Origin of the sequence: Kitasatospora hibisci (genome assembly GCF_043950205.1) — a bacterium.
Lineage (GTDB): Bacteria > Actinomycetota > Actinomycetes > Streptomycetales > Streptomycetaceae > Kitasatospora > Kitasatospora hibisci.
Genome location: NZ_CP171642.1, coordinates 1 through 20602, shown reverse-complemented (window position 1 = coordinate 20602; position 20602 = coordinate 1). Strand labels below are relative to the sequence as shown.

The window sequence follows — 20602 nt, the reverse complement described above, 5'->3', positions numbered from 1 at the left end:
TGGCGTCAGATCGGCTTCTGGAGGGGTGCAGTGACGGGTATAGAGCTCGCGGTCGGGTACGCGTTCGCGTGGGCGGTCCGCAAAGCGAAGCGGGTGGCCGGTCGGGCGGATGCGGAGGTCGATCGCTCACTGGATGCCGGGATGGACCGGCTTCACGAGTTGATCAGCCGCAAGCTGGGTGAAGACCCCGCCTTGATGAAACTGACGGAGGAAGCCGAGGCAGGGCAGGACGCTCCGAGTGGCCGTACCCGGCGGCGTGTCCACGACGCGCTGGAGGAAGCCGCCGAACAGGATTCCGAGTTTCATGAGGCCCTGGAGTGCGCGGTGGAGGAACTGCAGGGCCTGTCCCAGGAGGCGGGCGGCGTATCGGCAGGGGACGGAGGTGTGGCTGTCGGCGGAAGCGTGGACATCCGCGCTGACCACGGTTCGGCCGCCGCATGGACCATGGGGAACGTGACCCTGGGAAACCCTCCGAAGCCGGGTCCGTCCGAGAACTGAGCGCACCCGGCGCAACCAGGCCACCGTCCGGTTCCGGGCACATCAGCATCTCGGCCGTAGGCGGCGGCATTGCCGCCTGCGAGCTTCACCTCCGTCGAGACCTCCGCCCGCCGGCGCGGTGGCCGCACCAGGTCGGCGTGATCCCGCCCCGCGCACAGTCCTTCCAGCGCCGCGCCGAGGCTGACCGGCTGCACGCCGCTGTCGAGGACGGGGGCGCGGCGGTGCTGAGCCAGGTGCTGACCGGGACGGGCGGGGTGGGCAAGACACAGCTCGCCGCCGACTACGCGCACACCGCGTGGGACGACGGTTCGGTGGACGTGCTGGTCTGGGTCAATGTCTCCACCCGCTCGGCCGCGGTGACCGGATACGCGACCGCCGGCGCCGAGCTGTGTCAGGCCGACCCCGACGACCCGGAGCGGGCAGCCGCCGCGTTCCTGGCCTGGCTGGAACCCAAATCGGGCGCGGCGCCGTGCCGGTGGCTGGTGGTGCTGGACGACCTCGCCGACCCGGCCGACCTGCGCGGCCTGTGGCCGCCGGAAAGCCCCACCGGGCGGACTCTGGTGACCACCCGCCGCCGAGACGCCGCCTTGACCGGAGCACGCCGACACCTGCTGGACGTGGGCGTGTACTCCCCGGACGAAGCCGCCGCCTACCTCACCTCCGCTCTGGCCGCGCACGGTCGGAGCGAGCCCGCCGACCAGATCACCGGCCTCGCCGCGGACCTGGGCCACCTGCCCCTCGCGCTCGCCCAGGCCGCCGCCTACATCGCCGATGCCGGACTCACCTGCGCCGCGTACCGTCAGCAGCTGGCCGACCAGCGCAGGAAGCTGGCCGATCTGCTCCCTGAGCCCGGCGCGCTGCCCGACGACCATGAGGTCACCGTGGCCGCCACCTGGGCCCTGTCCGTCGAGCGCGCCGACGGGCTCCGCCCGGCGGGCCTGGCCCGTCCGATGCTTCACCTGCTCTCGATGCTCGACCCCAACGGCATCCCCGACAGCGTCCTGACCAGTGAACCGGCCCGGGCCTACCTCATCGCCCACCGCACCCCTGGCGGCGGGGTGCTGGCCGCGGTCACCGACGAAGAAGCGGCCGGAGCGCTGGGGGCTCTGCGCCGGCTCAGCCTGATCGACCACACCCCCGACACCCCTCACCAGTCCGTCCGCGTCCACCAGCTCATCCAGCGCACCACCCGCGACGCCCTCTCCACCGAGCAACGCGTCGACCTTGCCCGCGCGGCGGCCGACGCCCTGACCGCCGCATGGCCCACCACCGAACCCGACCGGGCCCTCGCCCAGGCTCTGCGAGCGAACGTCACCGCCCTGGCCGACCAAGCCCAGGGATCACTTTGGGCGTTCGGTTGCCCCACGGTGCTGCTCCGGGGAGGCGACAGCCTCCACAGCGCCGGCCTCGTGGCCGACGCTCTCGACTACTGGCTCAAGCGCCACGCCGAGGCACGTCGATACCTTCCCGCCGGGCACAGCGACATCCTGACCGTCCGCAGCCACCTCGCCGATGCGCGCGGACGAGCCGGCTACCCCGTCGACGCGGCCGAAGCCTTCCAGGAGCTGCTGACCGACGCCTTGCAGGTGTGGGAGCCAGGCCACCTTGAGGTGCTGGCCATGCGCCACAACCTGGCCCACTGGCGCGGAGAGGCGGGCAGCCCCCGCCGGGCAGCAGCCGATCTCGAAGCGCTGCTGGATGACTACACGGCGTCCGCGGAGCCCGTGAGCGCAGATGCCCTGGTCATCCGCAACAGCCTCGCCCTGTGGCGCGGGCAGGCGGGAGACGCGGCCGGTGCCGCCGCGGACCTCGGAGCACTCCTGAAGGACTGCACGCAGATCCTCGGCCCCGATCACGGCGACGTTCTCAAAGTCCGGGGCAACCTCGCCCGGTTCCTCGGAGACGCGGGACACCTGGAAGAAGCCATCGCCATGCTCGAAGAGCTCCAGGCCACACGGGAGCGCAAGCTGGGCCGCGACCACCGCGACGTCCTGACCACGCGCCACAACCTCGCCACGATGAGGGGTCGCGCGGGAGACCCGGGCCGTGCAGCAGCCGACTTCGCCGCGCTCCTGGAAGACCGCCTGCGGATGCTGGGCCCGGAACACCCCGACATCTCCGCCACCCGCACAACACTCGCCTACTGGCAGGCACTCGCCGGAACAGCATCCCCAGGCCAGTCCTGACGACCCGCCGCAACCTGCGGCCGGGCCTTCGGGGGCCGCCCCATCCGTCGCGATCCACCGTGGAGGTCCGGTGCCCAAGTCCCGCCGAACAGGACGTATCAAAAAGATCATCGGCGCGATCCGAGCCGCCGACGTCAGAAGCGAAGCGCCGGCCCCCCAGCCGATCAACCCGGCCGCGCCCGTGATGAACTCCGGCCGTGACCGGGACTGGGCATGGCACTGCTCCGATCCCGAGGGCGGCTGGAATCCCTACGGGTGGAACAGCCAGGACCAGGCGAGGTTCGCGGCTGTCTGGTGCCGGGAGGCGGATGACCTCGTCGACGAACTGATCGACCGTTACGGTGCGATGTGGGTCTGGAGGACCCCGGCGGCCCTGCTGACGCGGCTGCCGGACGTGGCGGAACGTGTGCGCGACCTCGCGGAGGGGCAACTTGTCGGCCAGCAGCACACCTACCGGGGCAATCCGACCTCGATCTACGAGCACGCCTCCCTCTACGGACCGTTCCACGCGACCCGGCAACGGCGGTCCTGGCCCGACCCGCAGCCGCAGCCGTGTCCCCTGTGCGGGCACTGGTTCACCGCCGGGCAGCTCAACCCCTGGATCCTGCGCCAGTTCGGCCCTCCCCGCTGGTGCAAGGAGTGCTGCCTCCGGGCCCGGAACGGCAACCCCGCCCCCTCCACCCCCGATGCCGCCCGTGAAGCGGTCACAGCGCTCGCGTCAGCCCTGGGCACCATCCCGGCCCAGTCGTACGCCAGCACCCCGGTCCCCCTCGACCTGCCCGCCGACCGGCGCGACACGCTGGTCGCCGCGATGGCGGCCTGTCCGCCGGCCACCGCCATCCGCGCCCTGCTCGGGGCGGCCAGCTGGCTGGAAGTCCTGCTCGACACGAAAGTCGTCACAGACGCCTGGCGCCCAGCCCGCGGAACCTACTGCCTCGCCGCAGACGGCCACCCGTGCCGCTCGCTCGGAGAACGCGCCGTCGACGACTGGCTCACCCGCCACGGCCTCGCCCACGAACTGGAACCCACCTGGCCTCAACACCCGGAGCTGAATCCGAGCGGCCGCCTGCGCGCCGACTGGCGCCTGGCTGACGGCACCTACGTGGAATACGCCGGACTCACCAGCGACGACTACCTGGCGAAGATCCACCAAAAGCGGCAACTCGCCCGAACCACCGGCATACCGCTCGTCGTGATCACCCCGGCCGACCTCGCCGACCTGACCGCCCTCTTCGGACGCTGGCTACAAGCAGCAACCTAGGCGTGCCCCGCTCCACCGCAGCCTCCGGCTGCGCCGCGTCGCGCCCTCATTCTGGGGCCGCGCCTACCGGGGGCGGAGCTCCGTGGCCAGGTAGCGCTGCCACGGCTCGCCCTCGACCAAGCTCAGCCGGACGTCGGCGCGGCCGTGCTCGCGGATCGCCTGCCCTGCCGCGCCCGGTCGTGGTTGAGGATCTGCTGCACGGCGAGGACCTCAATGCCTGGGCCGAGGTCGATCGTGTGCTCGTCGAGCCCAAGGGTGAACCGGCTTGCCTGCCAAGCGCATTGTTCTCCTCGGCGCAGCTTCCCGGCGTGGTAATGGATCATGTCGGGGGCTGCCATCATGAAGTGCATGACGGCCCGTCCGATACCCGCGCCAGCAGCCGATCCGGAGCCCGAGAGGCGGGCCCGGATCCGGGCCCGTCTGAACCAGCTCGGTGAGGGCCCGGCCGCCCTCTTCGACGACCTGTGCCTGCTCCTGGACGACGACCGTGGGCTTCGCTCGCGGCCGATGCTGGTCAGCCACCTTCTGCGCGAGCTGGAGAGTTCGGTACGCGAGGTGCTGCTGCCCCGCCGGGCCGAGACCGCAGAGCAACTGCCCGACCCGGAGCCGGCCGGGCCGCACCCGGTGGTTGCTGCGCTGCGCCTGCTGGGCGAGGAAGTCCTGCGCGCGGTGGGCCTGGCGACCGCGGCCCCGGAGGAAGACATCGCGGGCGAGACGAAGCCGGCCGGCACGGGCAGCACCCACAAGCGCGAGATCGCCGAGGTCCTGAGCAGTCTCGGGATCGCTCCGGACAGCGCCGCCGGCAAGGCATGGAAGAAGATCGCCGACGACCAGCACGGCCTCGCCCACCGCACCAACCTTGCCGCGCCCCGGCTGATCGACGGCCGGGTCGGCGAGCACATGGAGCGGGGCATGGTCTTCCTGGACGCCGTCCTCGACGCCTTCGACGCCCGCTTCCTCAACCTGCTCGCGCGGCTGGAAGAACTCGCCGCCACGCCCGCGCCGACGAAGGACGACGCGAAGCGGCTGGTCAAGGAGTTCCCGCAAGACCTGGTCACCGCAGAGCGGTTCTACGACGGACTGGTCAATCCGGCCTGGCTCGGCCCGCTCAACAGCGTGAGGGCGTTCGCAGACCCGCCCGCACCGGAGGTGGACCGCGACGCGGGCCGGGTCAGCTTCGTGCGCTGGCCGGCCTCCGCCTACCTGGCGCGCGTCGCCGCCGACGACCCCGTGGCCGCCCTCCAGGTAGCCCGCGCGATCCCGGACACCGAGAACCCCTTCGTCCACCTCGACCTGGTGGCCGTCGCCGCCGCGGTGCCGGCGGCCAAGGCCGGCCAATTGCTGCCGACCCTGACCCGTGCTCTGGCCGGCCCCTACCTGCTGCTCCCGGACCGGTACGCAGACCTGGCCCTGCATCTGGCAAGCGAACAGCAACCGGACGCCGCGACCACGCTCTTGGCCGCGCTGCTCGCGGCCGGCTTCGGCCCGGACGCGAAGCTGGGCGAGGCGGACAGCGGTCACCTGCTGCAGACCTACAACGACGACTTCGCCGACCGGCTTGGCACCCGGTGGGTGCGGCTGCTGACCGACACCCTCGTCGGCTCGCTGGGAACCGCGGCCGAGGCGGCGCATCGCCGCGGCATGGATGCGTCCGCGTTCTGGTTCCCGTTGATCGCCGACGCCCCGGATATCGTCCACGCCTCGCCGCAGAGTCGGCTCGCCGTCGCGATCCGCGACGCCGCCGACCGGCTGATCGCCGCCGATCCCGAAGCGGCGGCACAGATCCTGGCGCTGCTGCAGGTGCAGCCCTGGGCGGTGTTCCGTCGGCTGCGCCTGTACCTGATCACCCGGCACGCGGACGCCTTGGCCGAGGACGCGACCGTAGCGCTCGTCGACCCCGCCCTGCGTGAGGACCTCGCGGTGGAGCGCGAGTGGCTCGCCCTGGCCGCAGCCTTCGCCGATCGGCTCACCGACGAGCAGCAGCAGGCCCTCCTAGCCGCCGTCGACGAAGGCCCGGACACCGCCCGGTGGAGTGCCGATCAGGAGCAGCGCACCGGCCAGCCGGTCGAGCCGGAGCGCCTTCAGACGGTCGCGGGCTTGTGGCAGCGCGACCGGCTGACCGTCCTGGCACCGATCCTCGGCCCGGCGCAGCGGCAGCGTCTGACCGAGCTGGAGGCGACGTACGGTCCGGCCCGGCCCGTGGACGAGCCGCCGGTCCGTTTCACCCCCATCGTCACCACGCCTCCCGAGGCCGACCTCGGCCAGCTGACCAGGCTCTCCGCCACCGACCTCGTCGAGCGGGTCGACAATTGGGTGCCGCAGGCGACCGGCTTCGGCGGCACGAACCACTACGCGCTGGCCGGACGACTGCGCGAGGCCGTCGCCGCGCAGGGCGCCCGCTACAGCGCGGAGGCCGCCGCGTTCACCGGTCTGGAGGACCTGTACCTGCTCCAGGTCCTCTACGGATTCCAGGAGGCGGCGCGCCGCGAGCCGATCGACTGGACGGGCCCCCTGGCTCTGGCCAGCGAAGCCGTGCGCCGCACCGGTACCGTCCACGCCCACGAGCTCCACCGGGAGGCCGCCAACCTGGCCGACCGCGCGATCACCCACCCCGTCAACCCGGCCGAGGCGGCCGACGCTGACACCCTGTGGTCCCTGATCACCACGGTGATCGCGTCCACCGACACCCCCACCCCCGTGCTGGAGCCCGGCGCCTACGGCGACGACGCCCGCGCGCAAGGCCTGCGCGCGGCCGTCGACTGGGCGATGTGGCGCCGCCAGGCGAACGCGGACACCAGCCCGCTGTTCCAGCTCCTGGACGCTCTTCTCGACGACACCCCGCTCCCGGGCGCCGACGGCCCCCGGGTCCAGGCCACCGCCCTCGGCGGCAGCCTGCCGCAACTCGCCTACCTGGACCCCACCTGGGCCGCCGACCGCGCCATTGCGCTGCTGTCCACCGGCGAGCACGCCGCCGACGCCTGGCACGCCTACCTGACCGCCCCGCTGTTCGGACCCGCCGCCATCCCGGTCCTCGACCTGTACCGCACTAACGCCATCGAGTGCGAGCACGCAGACGACCGCTCCGCCCGCCAGCGCCTGGCCCTGGGCCGGCACCTCCTCGGCCTGCACCTCAGCGGCCGCTTCACCCTGGACAACGACGACTCCCCGATCCCGGCCTACTACCGCGGCTCCAGCACGAGCGTTCTCAAGCAACTCGCCGCCCTCCTCGGCACCGGAGCGCCCAGCCTGTCCGACGAGGCCCTGCCACGCGTGCAGGCCTGGTGGACCTGGCGCCTGGACGCAGCGGCGGACGCGACTGAGCCGGACGGACGCACCGAGCTGATCGACACCCTCCCAGCCCTGGCCGCAAGCGGCCGCTTCCCCGAGCAGTGGACCCTCCAGCAATTCCGCGCCCTGCTGAACGCCAGCGGCGAACTGCGTACCGACTCCACGACGTTCACCTATCTCACCCGCGCCGCCAGCACCCACACCGAGCAGGTCCTGCTCCTCCTCAAGGACTGGATCATGACCCTCGGCCCCTACGACCAGATGCCCCGCTACCGGGAAGCCGACATCCGCGCTCTGCTGCGCACCGGTCTGGCCGATCCGAAGCAGGCCCAGCTGGCCGAAGAGATCATCAACCGCGCGGCGACCCGCGGACACAGCCAATTCCGCGGACTCCTCCAGGCCCACGGCGAAGCCGGCGAGCACGCCCCTGACCGCGACCGGGAAGACGGTTGAGACCCGCAGCCGGACCGGGAGGCGACGCCCAGGTGAGGAACAGTGCACCAGCCCACGGCACGGCGGCCTACCGTCGGTCAGATCGACCGGCTTGGTGCCGGAGACCGTCCTGTGCCACCTGGACCGAGCCCAGGGCGCCCCGGGAAGGACCGGACCATGACCGTCCCTACCCCTCCGCGGCCCCATGGGACACGGTCCTTTGACCATCAGTCTTGAGGAGAGTGCGCCCTGACCAGTCCGCCTGACGACGTCGCAGCAGCCCTGCGAAGGGGGAGGGAGGCAGTCGATGAATTCACCGCGTTCTGGCTTGACGAGGGTGAGATGTGGCGGGAGGAGTCAGCCACAGACGTGCTGTGCTGGCGGGCCGCGCCCCACCTCAGACCCGTCACATTCAACCGCCGTCAAGAGGGCCACGTCGGCGCGGACTGGCTGTGGTGGTTCGTCGACGCCGACACCGGCCGCGCATTCGGGATGCTCTGCCAGGCCAAGAACCTGAAGAGGAGCGCGGGCGGCTGGAGCATCGGGTACGGGCAGAGCAACTCCCAGGGCAGCCAGCTCACCGCGCTGCTCCGAAGCGCTGGCTCTCTCGATCTCCCGGCCGTCTACGTCCTCTACTGCGGCCCGCCCTCCCACCGCCGGGACCTGAGTTGCGGCCCCAGCCACACGGCGCCCCAGTGCCCGCGGTGCGCACGCGCCGGCGTGTCGGTCCTGAGCGCCCTGGCGGCCGAGTACCTGCACTCGTACGGCGACGCGGACCGAGCGGCAACGGACTCCTATCGGACGTGCGTTCCGCTCGAGGATCTGACCGTGTCGGGCCGTTGCGGGCCGCTCCTTGACCCGTGGTTCGGGGTATGCCCGCCGACAGTGCGCCGCTTTTTGACGCAACCGCAGTACGGCTCCGCGGAAGTGGCGAAGCAACTCCTCCGGCAACTCCTCAGCTTCAGCCGAGGCTATTTGTTCGACGAGGGCCAGAAGCTCCAGTCTCTGCCGCCCGACGCAGTGTTTCCCGCTGTGCCCCAGGTGGCTGGCCACTTCAGCGAATCCGTCACCAGCCATGTACTGCGTGGTCTGCGGCGTGAAGCTCCCAACTACGTCTGGGCGGCACTCGAGGGCCTGAACCTCACCACCCGTGACCTTCCTACGGAGGTCTCCGAAGGAGCTGCGGGCCTGATTGTCACGCGGCTGCGGAACGCGGACCCGAGTGGATGATCACTCTTGCAGTCGGGTCCGCACGTGGAGCTCGGGGGAGCCTCCCCCGGCGAAAAGGCCAGCACGGCCGCGCGGCCCGCGAGCGCTGCGTCAGCGGTAGCCCCGCCGGTAAGCAGCCTCTGCTCGGGCGTCTGCCTCTTCCATGGCGTCGAGTGCGCGAAGGGCCTCGCCGGCGAACGCCTGAACCGTCGAGTTCGTGTTCCACAGCAGAGGGGCGAGGGCTTCGCGCCTACCGGTTGCCGCGCCGGGGAGGTCGCGTACGGGCTCGAACATCTGGGTGATGCCGAGCAGGAGCGCCTGCCTGCTGGCGGCGTCGACCCCGGCCGCCAGGACGTCCGAGACGATCCCGGCCCAGGCCGGGTCCTGCCACGCCCGTGTGACGGCGGCCGCGGCGCGCCGCCGCTCGCTCTCGTTGCCGTGTGCCCAGCGGCCGAGCAGGTCGGCCCACAGCCCGGTTCCCTGCCCCAGGCAGGTCAGCATCTCACCGGCTGCCGCCTCGATGCGTTCGGCGACCGGCCCCTCGGCGCGCACCTCCTCCATCCGATCATGGAAGGCCTCCGCCAACTGCTCGCGGACCGGTGATGGCAGGCGCGCGATGGAGTCCTCCCAGGAAGCGGGGATGACCTGGAGTCTTCCGTCGAGCAGACGCTCGGTCAGGATCGCGGCGAATTCTCGTGGAGCCGCGCGGGCGAACTGCGCCGCCCCGTAGCCGGCCCCGTCGCCGTGGCCGAAGCCGTTGACGCTGTCGGCCAATTCAAGGCTGCGCCGCAGAACGTCGGCGCACTGCTGCAGGGTCGCGGCGTCGGGTCGTTCCTGGGAGCCGAGGTCGCCCACAAGGTGGCCGATGTCGGTCAGGACCCTCGGAACGACCGCGGCGGCTCCGCGGTGGCCGACCTGCGCGAGAAGCCGCAGACGGACGTCGAGGGGTTGCTGGCAGGCGAACAGATGCCAGATGAGGGCATGCGCGAGTTCGACGGCGGCGGCGTCATCGGGTGGCGGGTCGGTGGTCAGCGAGGCCGTGGTCGCTTCCAGGAACTCCAGTTCCGCACCATGCGGGTACTGGTCCACGGCCTGGAGCGCCAGGGTCGCGAGGCGCGTGTTCGCCGCGTGGTTCTTGATCCAGGCCCACGCCGCGTCGGGATGCGCTTCGGCCAGGCCCGCAAGCACGTGATCCCCTGCGGTCACCGGACCGGCAGCGAGGCGTTCGAGCACCGGTTCCGGATCGGTTGCCGCCGCGCCGAACGCGTGCGCGAAGGCCGGAAGGGCCGCGGACGCCGTACCGTGGGCTCCCGGTCCGACCTCTTCCAACAGGGCGAAGGCGTCGGGCGCCGACGACCGCCGGGCGAGTTCCACCGCGGCGTTGTGCTGTGAGCGGAGGGCCGCCTGCCCCGGCAGGTCGCCGTCGAGCGGCTGCAGGACCAGCAGGGGCGCGAGCTGGGCGTCCGAGAGGGCAGCTGCGGCGACCGGGTCACCGGCATCCGCCGCTGCCACAAGAGTGGTGGGCCGCGGCGCCGGACCCAATGATGCCTGGGCGGCGCTTCGCCGCACCGGGAGCGGAAGATCGGCCCAGCACCCGGCGATCCGCTCCCCGAAACCACCGACGGCCTCCTCCAGCGCTGCGACCGCGTACGCGGGCACCGGCGCGTCGCCGAGCACCGGCCGGGCACCCTCGCCTCGCAACTGGCCCGGCAAGCCCACCAGCGCATGGAGGACAGGCAGATTCTCCGGCAGTCGCAGTTGCGGCTCCGTCAGGAACGGCGCCAGCAGGGCGAGCCCGTCTCGGAGTTGCGCCGTGGTCTCAGGAGAATCGGGCAGGACGTGGGCACGCAGGGTGAGCGTGGCCGCATCCTGCGGTGTTTCCGCACTCATGCTCTCGAAGGTCACGCGCAGCAGCGGCTGCACAGCGGCCAGCAGCACCCGGGCGATGGAGGCGGGGCCGTGGTTGGCGGCCTCGCCCGGGGCCAGGCCGAGGGGCGCGGCGGCGGTCCGGTCGCTGCCCCATTGGGCGAGCGCGCGAAGGATCTGACGACGGCGAGCGAGCAACGCGTCGTAGCCAGCCGGCAGCGCCTGGGCGTGCACGGTGCACCACCGGCCGATCGGGCCCAGGACATCGCCTTGCCGGTCAGCCCCCACCAGGACGTACGGCTCCATCAGCCACGCCAGATCCAACAAGACCGTCACGGGACTGGGGCTCGTGTCCAAGCCGGTGACCGACGCGAGGCCCGCGAAGCTTTGACCCAAGCGCACCAGCTCGTTTCGCCGATGAACGTCAGCACTGCCACCCCACCACCGTGGCGACGCCGCTGGCAGCCACTGGCGCATCAGCCGGACGTGAAGATCACCGAGGAGACCCGGAGCCGCCGGCGCAACCTCGCGCGCCAGGCCGACCACCGCCGCCCACTCCCCGAGATCGGCATCGGAAGCCAACAGACCCACCACGAAGTCGTGCAACTGGCCCCCGACCGTGTCGTCCGCCCGATCCCGGGCAGCGACAGCGAGCGAGGCCAACTGAGACCCCAACTGCGCCGCACCGGCCTCCACCTGTCCGCTGCGCACCGCAGGGCCGGTGGCGAGTTGGTCGACCCCGGCCCGGACGGAGAGCTGGTGCAGCGCCTCGCGGACGTCCAGGCGCACCCTGGCTGACGGGTCGAGTGCGTCCGCGAGCAGGACCGGCCCTACGAGGTCAGGGCGCAGTGTGTAGGGCGGGCCGTCGGCGAGTCCGGCATCGGCCAGGTCCGACAGCAGACCGGCCAGCCTGTCCGCGTCGCGGGGAAGCCTCGCAACGGCCCCGTGCAACCTGCCGAGGTCCTCTCCGACACCGCCGCCCCCGTCCCTGGCCGTGCCAAGGAGGGCGAGGGCCACGGCGGCCGCCCGGAGCGCGTCCTCCCCCTCGTCGTGCGGAAGCCGCTGCTTGATCATCTCGCGCAGAAGAGAGGACGCGTCGCCCCAGGTGAACGTGCCGGTGGCCAGCCCGACATCGCAAGCCGTGTGGGCGATCAGGGGGTTGCCTTCGGCCAGGTCAACGACGCTGCGCCGGAACGCCGGGTTGTGGATTCCCCGATCGGTGACGATCAAGTCGATCGGCTCCCTGTCCAGTGCCTGCAGCTCGACCACCGGGCCGGCCCACCGCTCGAGGCCCCAGCGGTACAGCGTGCGGTCGCGCGCGTTCGGGCGAACCGTCAGCACGAGGCGAAGGCGGTCAAAGCGACTGTCGTGGAGGAGCGTCGGCAAGCCGGAGAGTCCAGGGCTTCGGTGTGCGTCGTCGACAATCACGATCAGGGGCGCGTCGAGAGGCACGGACTCGAACGCCTCGGCAGTCAGATCCACTCCCGGCGGCGCCACGAGGGTGGTTGCCACCGACTTGGCGCTCTCGATGGAGAGCCGGGTCTTCCCCACCCCGCCAGGGCCTTCGACCACAACGACCCGAGAGGTGGCCGTCTCGTCGGCCAGGGCCATTCGCAACGCCTCAACCTCAGCCTCTCGCCCCACGAGGGGAGCGGTCATACCGGGAACGAGCGCAGCCATCCGGTCCTGGTACTCGCCCCAGGTCAACAGGCGGCGCGGCGCGACGGGGCTGACCCCGAGCTCCAGTTCACCCACCCATCGCAGAGCGTCTGTCTCGAGCTCACCTACGAAGTAGTCGAGCGTGAGCACCTCAAGGTCGACTCCGAACTCGCTCTTGGCACGTCGCCGCCAATTCTTTGCCGTTGCCTCTGTTGGGCTCGACTTGTTGGTGGCGAAGATGGCGTTTGCCTGGCGGCCAGCCTTCTGGTGCTTCTTCAGCTCAAGGTCGAGCTTGGCCCGCTTCGCCTCGAAACTCGCCCAGACCACCACTTCCTCTGCCTGCGAGAACATAGGACGTGAGTAGGCATCCATCCCCGTGTCGCCGGTCGCGCTGGTCAGAACGAGGTCAGGGAACCGGCGCTGCAAGACTCGCCAAGCCACACGCTCGAAGACTCGGCTGTCGGTGAGCTCCTTCAGGGCGACCCGAGGATTGTCGTACAACACGTCCTCCAGCGACAGACGAGAGGCGACCGTTCTCTACTGGACATCATGACCTGGTCCGAGCCCCACGGCAGGTGATCGCCTATGCGGCGCCGATGGCGCTCTTCGACAGCGACCCCGGCCGCGCCTTCGCGAACAGTTGATCTTGCTAATGCAGAGCCTCCGGCTGGCACCAGGAGCACAGCGAGCACCACCCCCCCTGCAGCAGGGTCGCTGCACGCCCGCTCGCCACCAGCCTGCAGGACGCAGAAGAACTGGCGGTAGCGGCCGCAGATCATCGAACTGCTGCGCCGGCGGCTGAGCGGTGGCACCGAATACCCTCTTGGGGCACCGGACCGGCCAGGCTGCGCGAGCCGGGCCCACCAAAGGTCGCGGCTGCCCGGCATGATGAACCGTCCCAAACCGGCAGCCGGACCGGACCATCAGGGAGAGGGAGTTGCCGTGCCGATCCAGATCCCTGCGGGGCGACGCCCGGCGAGCAGCACCGTCCGCCACGGACAGGCGAGCTGCGCGGACTACGGATGCACCCGTGCCATGTGCCGCGCGGTGGCCCGCAAGGCACGCCGCGACCGTGACCGGGCCGACGGCTTGCCCGCGCGGGTGGACTCCGCCCTCGCTGCCGCCCGCTGACGACTCCAGGACCTGGACATGTCCGCTCAGGACATCGCGGACGCCTCCGGTGTCGCAGTGACGTTGATCCGACGCCTCCTGCGGCCCCCGGAACGTCGCCCCGCACGCGTCTCGCGCACCACCCAGGACGCAGTCGTCGGAGTTCCGCTCCCACACCAGGCATTGCGCCGTCGCCCGCCCACCGGCCAGGGACTCATCGACGCGGCCCCCACCGCGGTCAGCCTCACGGACCTCGCGGAAAGCGGCTGGCCCGCCTCCCACCTCGCTGCTCGACTGCACGTCAATCCCCGGACCGTGGCAGCAATCCGGGACGGCCGCCACGCCCGCACCACGATCGCGTTCTCCCAGCGCGTGGCACGCCTGCACCGCGAGCTGGCCGGGACCAACCCCGTCAGCGCGGGTGTGCGCCCAGCCGATGCCGCCCGCACCCGGGCATGGGCAGCGCGCCGCGCTCAGAAGACCGCCTCCCCACGGTCAGCCCCTGCGGCAGTCGCGGCCTAGCGCCGGCTTCGGGCCGCCGAACAGCACGCCGTGCATACCCGCCTTCCGGTCGGGCGGCGCTGAAAGAACGGGCGGAGCCGGCGGCTCGGTCAGATCGACGACGTACCCCTGCAGGCTCAGCCCGCGCCGCTTGGCCCGTCTGGCACCAGACAGAAACCCGAACCCCCGCACCGCACCCGTCACCTCCCGCATTCACCCAATCCCGTTACATAATCCGGTCCCGAGTTCTGTACCCGATGGCTACACTGGCGTTACATCCCTCGTGGAACGGCTGACACCCGTCGGGCGATCAGCCGTTCACGCCCGCTACTTGTGGTGGAGTCGCTCAGTGTCCGCTTCGCGTTCGTCCCACGCCGCCGCTGGTTTCTCGGGCCCGACCGACACCGGCCGCGGCCCGGATGTCGCAGTGGCCGGGGCGGCCGCGGGGCTGGTGCTGCCCGGCCACGCCGATCCGGTCTGGCACGCGGCCCCCGCGCACCTGGTCCAGGCTCTGGCGATGCCCGCCTACCAGCTGACCAACCCGGTCCGCGGCCACCTGGCCGCACCGGCCGGCCGGAAGCTGAAGGCCGCCCTGTCGGCCGCGGTCCGCAGCCGGGTCACCGGCGCGCACTGGATCACGCTGCTGACCGCCCCGCGATCCGCGTTCGGCGGCCCGACCAGCGGCCGGGCCGAGCAGGCCTACACCTGCCTGGAGACGATGGTGACGGACTACCTGCGGCCTGCCCTGACCGCCGCAGCGGCAGCCCAGTTCGCCGCCGGACTCGAACTTGCCGCCTCCGCACCCGGCCCGGCCGCAGCGGACACCACCGCGCCCACTCCGACCGCCGCCCCGACCGCTACTGATGCTGTGCCCAGCCATGCAGCGGACCGCCTGGCCGAAGCCGTCGACGACATCGTCGAGCACAGCGCGATCCTGTGCGTCACCGGCCCGGTACCCATCACCACCCAGGCGATCACCACCGCCAGCCAGCGACAGGAGATGCCCGTCGTCTGGCTCCAGCCACACCCGGCCAAGGACCGGGCCGGACTGATCCGCGCCTTCTACGCCTCGCTCGGTCTCGAACGCCTTCGCCCTCAACCCCGCGCACTGAACACGGCCGTGGAGCTGATCGCCACCGAACTCCAGCGCAGCCTGCGCCTGGTGATCGTGCCCGACGCCGAGCAATTGCCCACCGCGGCACTGCAACAGCTCTACAGCCTGTGGTCCACCACGGCACCGGACCGCTTCCCCCTCATCCTCGCGGGCGAGGACCGCCTCCACACCGTCCTGGCACGCCCCGCACTGGCGAGCCTGAATTCGTGCGTGTTCATCCGGCACCGCCTGACGCCAGCGGTCGTCGGTGTCCCGAAGGCCCGCCCCACGCAACCGCCCACCCCGAACCTGGAGCACAACGTCACCACGTCCCCCGTCCCAAGCCCTGCCGCCCTGACCGCCCTCCCCGCCCAGGACAACACCGCTGCGCCGACCGGTGACCTGGGCGCGCAACTCCGCCAGAACACCGAGACCCGGTCCGTTCTGGTCGTCATCGGCCAGGACACGGCAACTGCGGCGATCTTCGCCGAAGCACTCGAAGCCTCGGCGCTCCAGCCCGTCAGGGTGGAGGCGACGACCCTCGACCGGCTGGTCTTCGACCTGTTCAAGCAGCTCAGCCTCGGCAAGCGCCGCCCCCGCGACCCGGCTGCCGCCGTCGTCAAGATCACCGCCGAGATGCGCCGTACTCCCCACCCGATCGTTGTCGAGGCAGCCCACGACCTGCCGGCGGATGCGCTGCGCTGGCTTCACCTCTTGTGGACCAACTCTGCCTACCCGCTCGTCCTAGTCGGCGATGAGCGCCTGAGCGATCTCCTCGGCCAGCCCATGCTGTCCGGCTTGTGTGACCACGCGACCCTCCACCATGTCGTCCCCTCCACATCCCCGTCCGCTGTCCCCTCCGTGTCCGGCGCCGCCGTCCCGCCCGGCGCCGCCGCGCCGCCTGCCCCGACTGCCGTCCCCACACCCACTACTGCTCCGGCCGCGCCCGGCGCCTCCATGCCCGCCCCTGCTCCGGCTGCGGTGCCTGGCCAGGCCGACGCCGCGCCTGGCGCTTCCGGCATGGTTGCTTCCGCCTCCGCCTCGGCTGCGCCATCAACTCCTCCCACCGCCGACCTCCCAGCTGCCGCCAACCCCGTCGTTCCGTCAGCTGCAGCTGGTCCGGCGACGATGCATGAGGCCCGCGCGGCGCTTCCGCAGTTGATCAAGGCCGCGACCGCCGGAACCCCGACCCCACTCACCCGCGGAACCCACCACGCGGTGCTGACCAGCCCCGTGACCGCTACCGGTCTGGGCTGGGACCTGACCAGCGCGGACGTCCACGGCACCGCGGACGCCAGGAAGAAGCTCGGCGATCTGATCCAGGCCGCCGCCGGCGGCCGCCCGCAGGTCCTGCGCCGCCACACCACCGCGCTGGCCGTGCTGCTCCCGGCCGCCCCCGGCGGCGTCCCGCGCCCGCCCACCGACTCCACCCCCGTCCCGGCCCCGGTCGCCGTCCCGGCCTCCGACGTGCCAGCCGAGCAGCCGCCCGCGCCCGTGCCAGCCTCCGCCGCAGTCTCGGCCGCGCCGGTGCCGGTTGCCGCCGAGCAGCCGCCCGCGCCCGTGCCAGCCTCCGCCGCAGTCTCGGCCGCGCCGGTGCCGGTTGCCGCCGAGCAGCCGCCCGCGTCTCCGGCCGTGCCGGCTGCGCCCTCCCCGGCCTCCGCCTCCGGGCCGGTGCCCGTCCCGGCCTCCGACGTCCCGGCCCCGCCGTCGCCGCCGTCTGTGTCGCGGCGCCTCGCGCCGTTCGCCCAGGCCCTCGACCTCCTCCTCACCCCCCACCACCCCCACCCCACCCCCGACCCGGCCGCCGACCCCGCCACCAACCCGACCGGCCCGGAACCACTCCCGGGCCTTGCCATGGGCCTGCGCGCCCTCGACGAACTCCTCGGCGGCCTCCAACCCGGCCGCTTCTACCTCGTCGCCGCACCCCCCGGCCTCGGCTCCAGCCTCCTCGCGGCCACCGCCGCCCGGATCACCGCCCTGGAACACCACCAACCCGTCCTGTACGCCGCCTCCGGCCTCTCCCGCGCGGACGTCGCCGCCCGCATCACCGCCGCCCACCTCCCCGTCGACTACCGCCGGCTGCGCGCCGGCCGCCTGAACCCCACCGAACAGGCCGACGTCACCGCGCTGCAGCACGAGCTGGCCGCCGCCCCCCTCTACATCGACGACGGCACCGACCTGACCGCGGCCGCGATCGCCGAGAGCGCCGACGACCTGCCCGGCCTGGCCCTGGTCGTCGTCGACCGCCTCCAGACCATGGACGACCCGCGCCTGCCCCTGTCCGGCCCCCGCCTGACCGACGCCGCCCAGGCCCTGGCCCACCTCGCCCGCACCCGCAACCTCCCGCTCCTGGCCGCCGTCGACACCGCCGACCCCGACCACCTCGCCGCCCTCGGCCTGGACATCACCATCACCCTGGCCCCCTACACCGGCCACTACGGCCGAGACGGCGACCTCGACGTCCGCATCACCGAGCGGGACTTCGGCACCCTGGCCACCATCGCCCTGCACGCCGACACAGCCCACGCCCGGATCACCGACTACGTCGACCCCTACGACGAGATCCCCCCGGTCGACCTCGACCAGATCACCACCCACCCCCACCGCCCCGCCCGCAGCAGCACCAGCCCCGCCGAGCTCTTCACCAGCACCTTCGCCGACCCGGCCGGTACAGACCCCACCGCCCCGGTACAACCCGCCGGACAGCCCACCCCGGCCCCGGCCCCGGCCGCCGCCGACCCGGCCGCACCGGCCTCCGCTGCGCCCGTCCCCGCAGCCGACCCGGCCCCGGCCGCCGCCCGCCGCCCGGCCAGCCCCGGCTACGACCGACCCGCCGAGCTCTTCCTCGACACCTTCGCCGACCCCGCCGACCACCCGGCCGGTACAGACCCCACCACCCCGGTACAGCCCACCCCGGCCACCGCTGCGCCCGCTCCCACCGCCGTCCCGGCCCCCGCCGCTGCGCCGCACACCCCCGGCGCGTGGCCCGCCCACGTCCGCCCCGCCCCGGCCGCCGAGCAGCCGGCCCAGACCCCCGCCGCCGACCCGGAGCACGCCGCTGCGCCCGAACAGGCCGTCCCCGAGGGGCGGTTGGCTCCGGCCACGGCGGAAGCCTTCGCCGCCGCCCGGGCCGCGGTCCGTCAGCAGCCGGCCTCGACCTCGTCCTCGCCCGGGTCGGGCGGGGGCTACGCGGGCCGGGACTACTCGTACTTCACCGGCATGATCACCCGCGCGGTCGACCAGGCCCTGGAGGAGCACGGCGGCGACATCGAGGCCGCGACCGAAGCCCTGGTGAAAAAGGCCGTGCCGAATGCGATGACGCTTTTCGAGGCGACCCGCGTCGGCGCGAACTACGAACACACCGTCTACCCGGAAATCCTCGAATTCCTGAGGAAGAAGACCCGCGACGGCGTCGACGAAATCTGGGAGGGACGCCACAACTGGAACAACACCGTGTTGCTGGACGAGCTCCGCGACGGCCGGCCCCCGGTCGACGTCGAGGCCCTGGACACCAACGCGGCCTTCTGCTCGGCCCTCAAGACCCACCTGCCCATCGGCGCGCTGGTCGAGCAGAAGGTACCCGGCTACGACCCGAAGCGCTCCGGCGTCTACCTCCTGGCCAGCCGCCCCGCCTGGAACCACCCCCACCTGCCCGACCCGATCGGCAACCGCCACGAGGAAGGCCCACTCCTCCTGGACGACGCCACCATCCGCCTCCTGGCCCGCTGCCACAAGCTCGGCCTGGCCGACGCCCCCCTCATCGCCGAATGCTGGACCTCCGGCGCATCCGAGAACCTGCTGGAGAAACTCCGCCGCGTCCTCACCGAGGCCCGAGAAACCGCGCTGCGCCGCGAGAAGGAAGGGTCCGCTGACGGCACGGTCACGGTCGATTACATCAAGGCCATGTATTCGAAATTCGTCTCCACGATGGGGGAGTCGAGCGCAAACCTGGAGATCCGCCGACCTGAGTGGATGCACATTGTCCGCTCCCAGGCTTTCGCAAATCTCTGGTACAAGGCGCACAAGGTCCACCAGAGCGGCCTTACCGTGGTCCGGGTCCGGGGTACGGACGAACTCCACGTGACCGGCGGAGAATGGCGTAAGATCCCGGGTAGGGACGGCGGGGTATTCGAGGAAGGCCGCCTGACGACCCAGATGAAACTCAAGGACCGGTACACCCTCCCGAGGAAGACCGCCCGCTAAATGTCGACCGACGGATGGAAGAATTTCGGCCGCTACGGCGCCAACCGCGACCCGGGAAACGTCCACGGCGCCGTCGCCCTAGCCCGGGCCCTGGAGGACGCCCTGGAGCGCATGATCATCGACGGCGGCATCCGCTCCCCGGCCACCACCCGCCGCGGCCTCATGGCCCGCATGAACTACCTCAACAGCACCGCCGGCGGCGCCCAGGCCCTGGCTGACGCCGGCGTCACTGCCCACCCCTCCACGCTGCGCGCCTGGACCCGGGGCCGGCAGAGCCCGCGGCCGGCCAACCTGGAGGCCATCGACACCGCGTACTGGAACCAGCGCGCGGCCAACGTGCTGGCCAACCCCGGCGCCCTCAAGCAGCACCTCAACCGCGGCGGGCAGGGCACCCGGGTGGAGATCCACCCCATCAACCAGGACGTCGTCGACGCACCGCGCCGCCGCGACAACCTGCGGGTGCGCAAGCTGCAGGTCCGGTACATCTGGGACGCCGCCGTGGACGCGCTGGTCGACGGCAACCTCGGCGCCCTGGAGGGCGTCTGGGACGACGTCATCGCCGAGCTGGACTCCGACTGGGGCGCCTACACCTACGTCGGCCACATCGGCCTCGGAGCCTGACGAGCAGCCGGCCCGGCCGCGCGGCACCAGCGCGACCGGGCCCGCCCGTGAATTCCCGACCACCAGCAGGCAATTTCCGCTAAACTGATGACCAGCGCGCGAGAAACACCAACCGGCCCGAAACACCGCAGCCCCGAGAAACAACTGGGCACCCAAAGGCCGCGAACCCAGGGCCCAGCGCAAAGCCGATACAGAACCAATTCCCCGCCACAGCAGCGGCGTGATACTGTAACGCCAGGCGAACCGTACAGCAAATACGCGAAGCCGGGCCAAAAGCCCGCCGCACGAATCGCCCGGACAGCTTTCCGAATCCCCCATCGACTGCTAGAGTTCCACACGTGGTACAGACCACTGACAGCAAGCAGCGACACAAAGAGTAGCCGTTACAGACTTGCGAAGACCCGGTAAGCGTGACATACTCGGGTACATAACAGCACAGAGGAAGCGCCCGGGGGGCGTCCCCGGCGAAGAGGCCAGAACACATTGGCCACCACTCGCTGCCTGGACAAGGGAGCCCAGCGGGACAGAAAAGCCCAGGTCAAAGTATTAGGGCCCGGGGTAGAGTCCGACAGGAACCGCCGGCCTCAGCCGCCGACCAGGCCAAAGACCGCCCCCGACAAAGCTGTAACGTTACAGCCGAGCGGCATCACCCCCTTCTAGCCAGCCTCTTCAGTC

Annotated in this window: 9 protein-coding genes; 7 read left to right on the top strand and 2 right to left on the bottom strand. The window is 71.8% G+C overall.

Going from position 1 to position 20602, the window contains the following annotated elements:
- The first annotated feature begins 30 nt into the window (after window positions 1–30).
- The 3 genes from ACF9IK_RS00045 to ACF9IK_RS00035 all read left to right on the top strand — a co-directional run bounded on the left by ACF9IK_RS00045 (window position 31) and on the right by ACF9IK_RS00035 (window position 3945).
- A complete protein-coding gene (locus tag ACF9IK_RS00045) occupies window positions 31–498 on the top strand; it encodes a hypothetical protein (protein WP_395292168.1) in 468 nt (155 codons plus the stop codon).
- Between the two features lie 137 nt (window positions 499–635).
- Window positions 636–2684 (top strand): tetratricopeptide repeat protein, encoded by a 2049-nt coding sequence (locus ACF9IK_RS00040; RefSeq protein ID WP_395292167.1) that lies wholly within the window; start codon window positions 636–638, stop codon window positions 2682–2684.
- 70 nt (window positions 2685–2754) lie between these two features.
- A complete protein-coding gene (locus ACF9IK_RS00035) occupies window positions 2755–3945 on the top strand; it encodes a hypothetical protein (RefSeq protein ID WP_395292166.1) in 1191 nt (396 codons plus the stop codon).
- Between the two features lie 122 nt (window positions 3946–4067).
- On the opposite strand, the gene ACF9IK_RS00030 is transcribed toward ACF9IK_RS00035, so the two are convergent.
- Window positions 4068–4295, bottom strand: coding sequence for a hypothetical protein (locus ACF9IK_RS00030; protein WP_395292165.1), 228 nt, complete (start codon window positions 4293–4295; stop codon window positions 4068–4070).
- On the opposite strand from ACF9IK_RS00030, the gene ACF9IK_RS00025 reads away from it, so the two are divergent.
- Both ACF9IK_RS00025 and ACF9IK_RS00020 read left to right on the top strand, forming a co-directional pair.
- On the top strand, window positions 4294–7686 hold the full coding sequence (locus ACF9IK_RS00025; RefSeq protein WP_395292164.1) for a hypothetical protein: 3393 nt from the start codon (window positions 4294–4296) through the stop codon (window positions 7684–7686). The two genes, ACF9IK_RS00030 and ACF9IK_RS00025, sit on opposite strands and share 2 nt — an antisense overlap.
- A gap of 321 nt (window positions 7687–8007) precedes the next feature.
- Window positions 8008–8895 (top strand): DUF6615 family protein, encoded by an 888-nt coding sequence (locus ACF9IK_RS00020; protein ID WP_395292163.1) that lies wholly within the window; start codon window positions 8008–8010, stop codon window positions 8893–8895.
- Between the two features lie 90 nt (window positions 8896–8985).
- Here the strand turns inward: ACF9IK_RS00020 and ACF9IK_RS00015 are convergent, their stop codons facing one another.
- Complete coding sequence (locus ACF9IK_RS00015; RefSeq protein ID WP_395292162.1) at window positions 8986–12900, bottom strand: hypothetical protein; 3915 nt, start codon at window positions 12898–12900, stop codon at window positions 8986–8988.
- 1537 nt (window positions 12901–14437) lie between these two features.
- On the opposite strand from ACF9IK_RS00015, the gene ACF9IK_RS00010 reads away from it, so the two are divergent.
- A complete protein-coding gene (locus tag ACF9IK_RS00010) occupies window positions 14438–19306 on the top strand; it encodes a DnaB-like helicase C-terminal domain-containing protein (RefSeq protein ID WP_395292161.1) in 4869 nt (1622 codons plus the stop codon).
- Entirely contained in the window at window positions 19307–19927 is a 621-nt protein-coding gene (locus tag ACF9IK_RS00005; protein ID WP_395292160.1) for a hypothetical protein, read from the top strand.
- The last annotated feature ends 675 nt before the right edge of the window (window positions 19928–20602 follow it).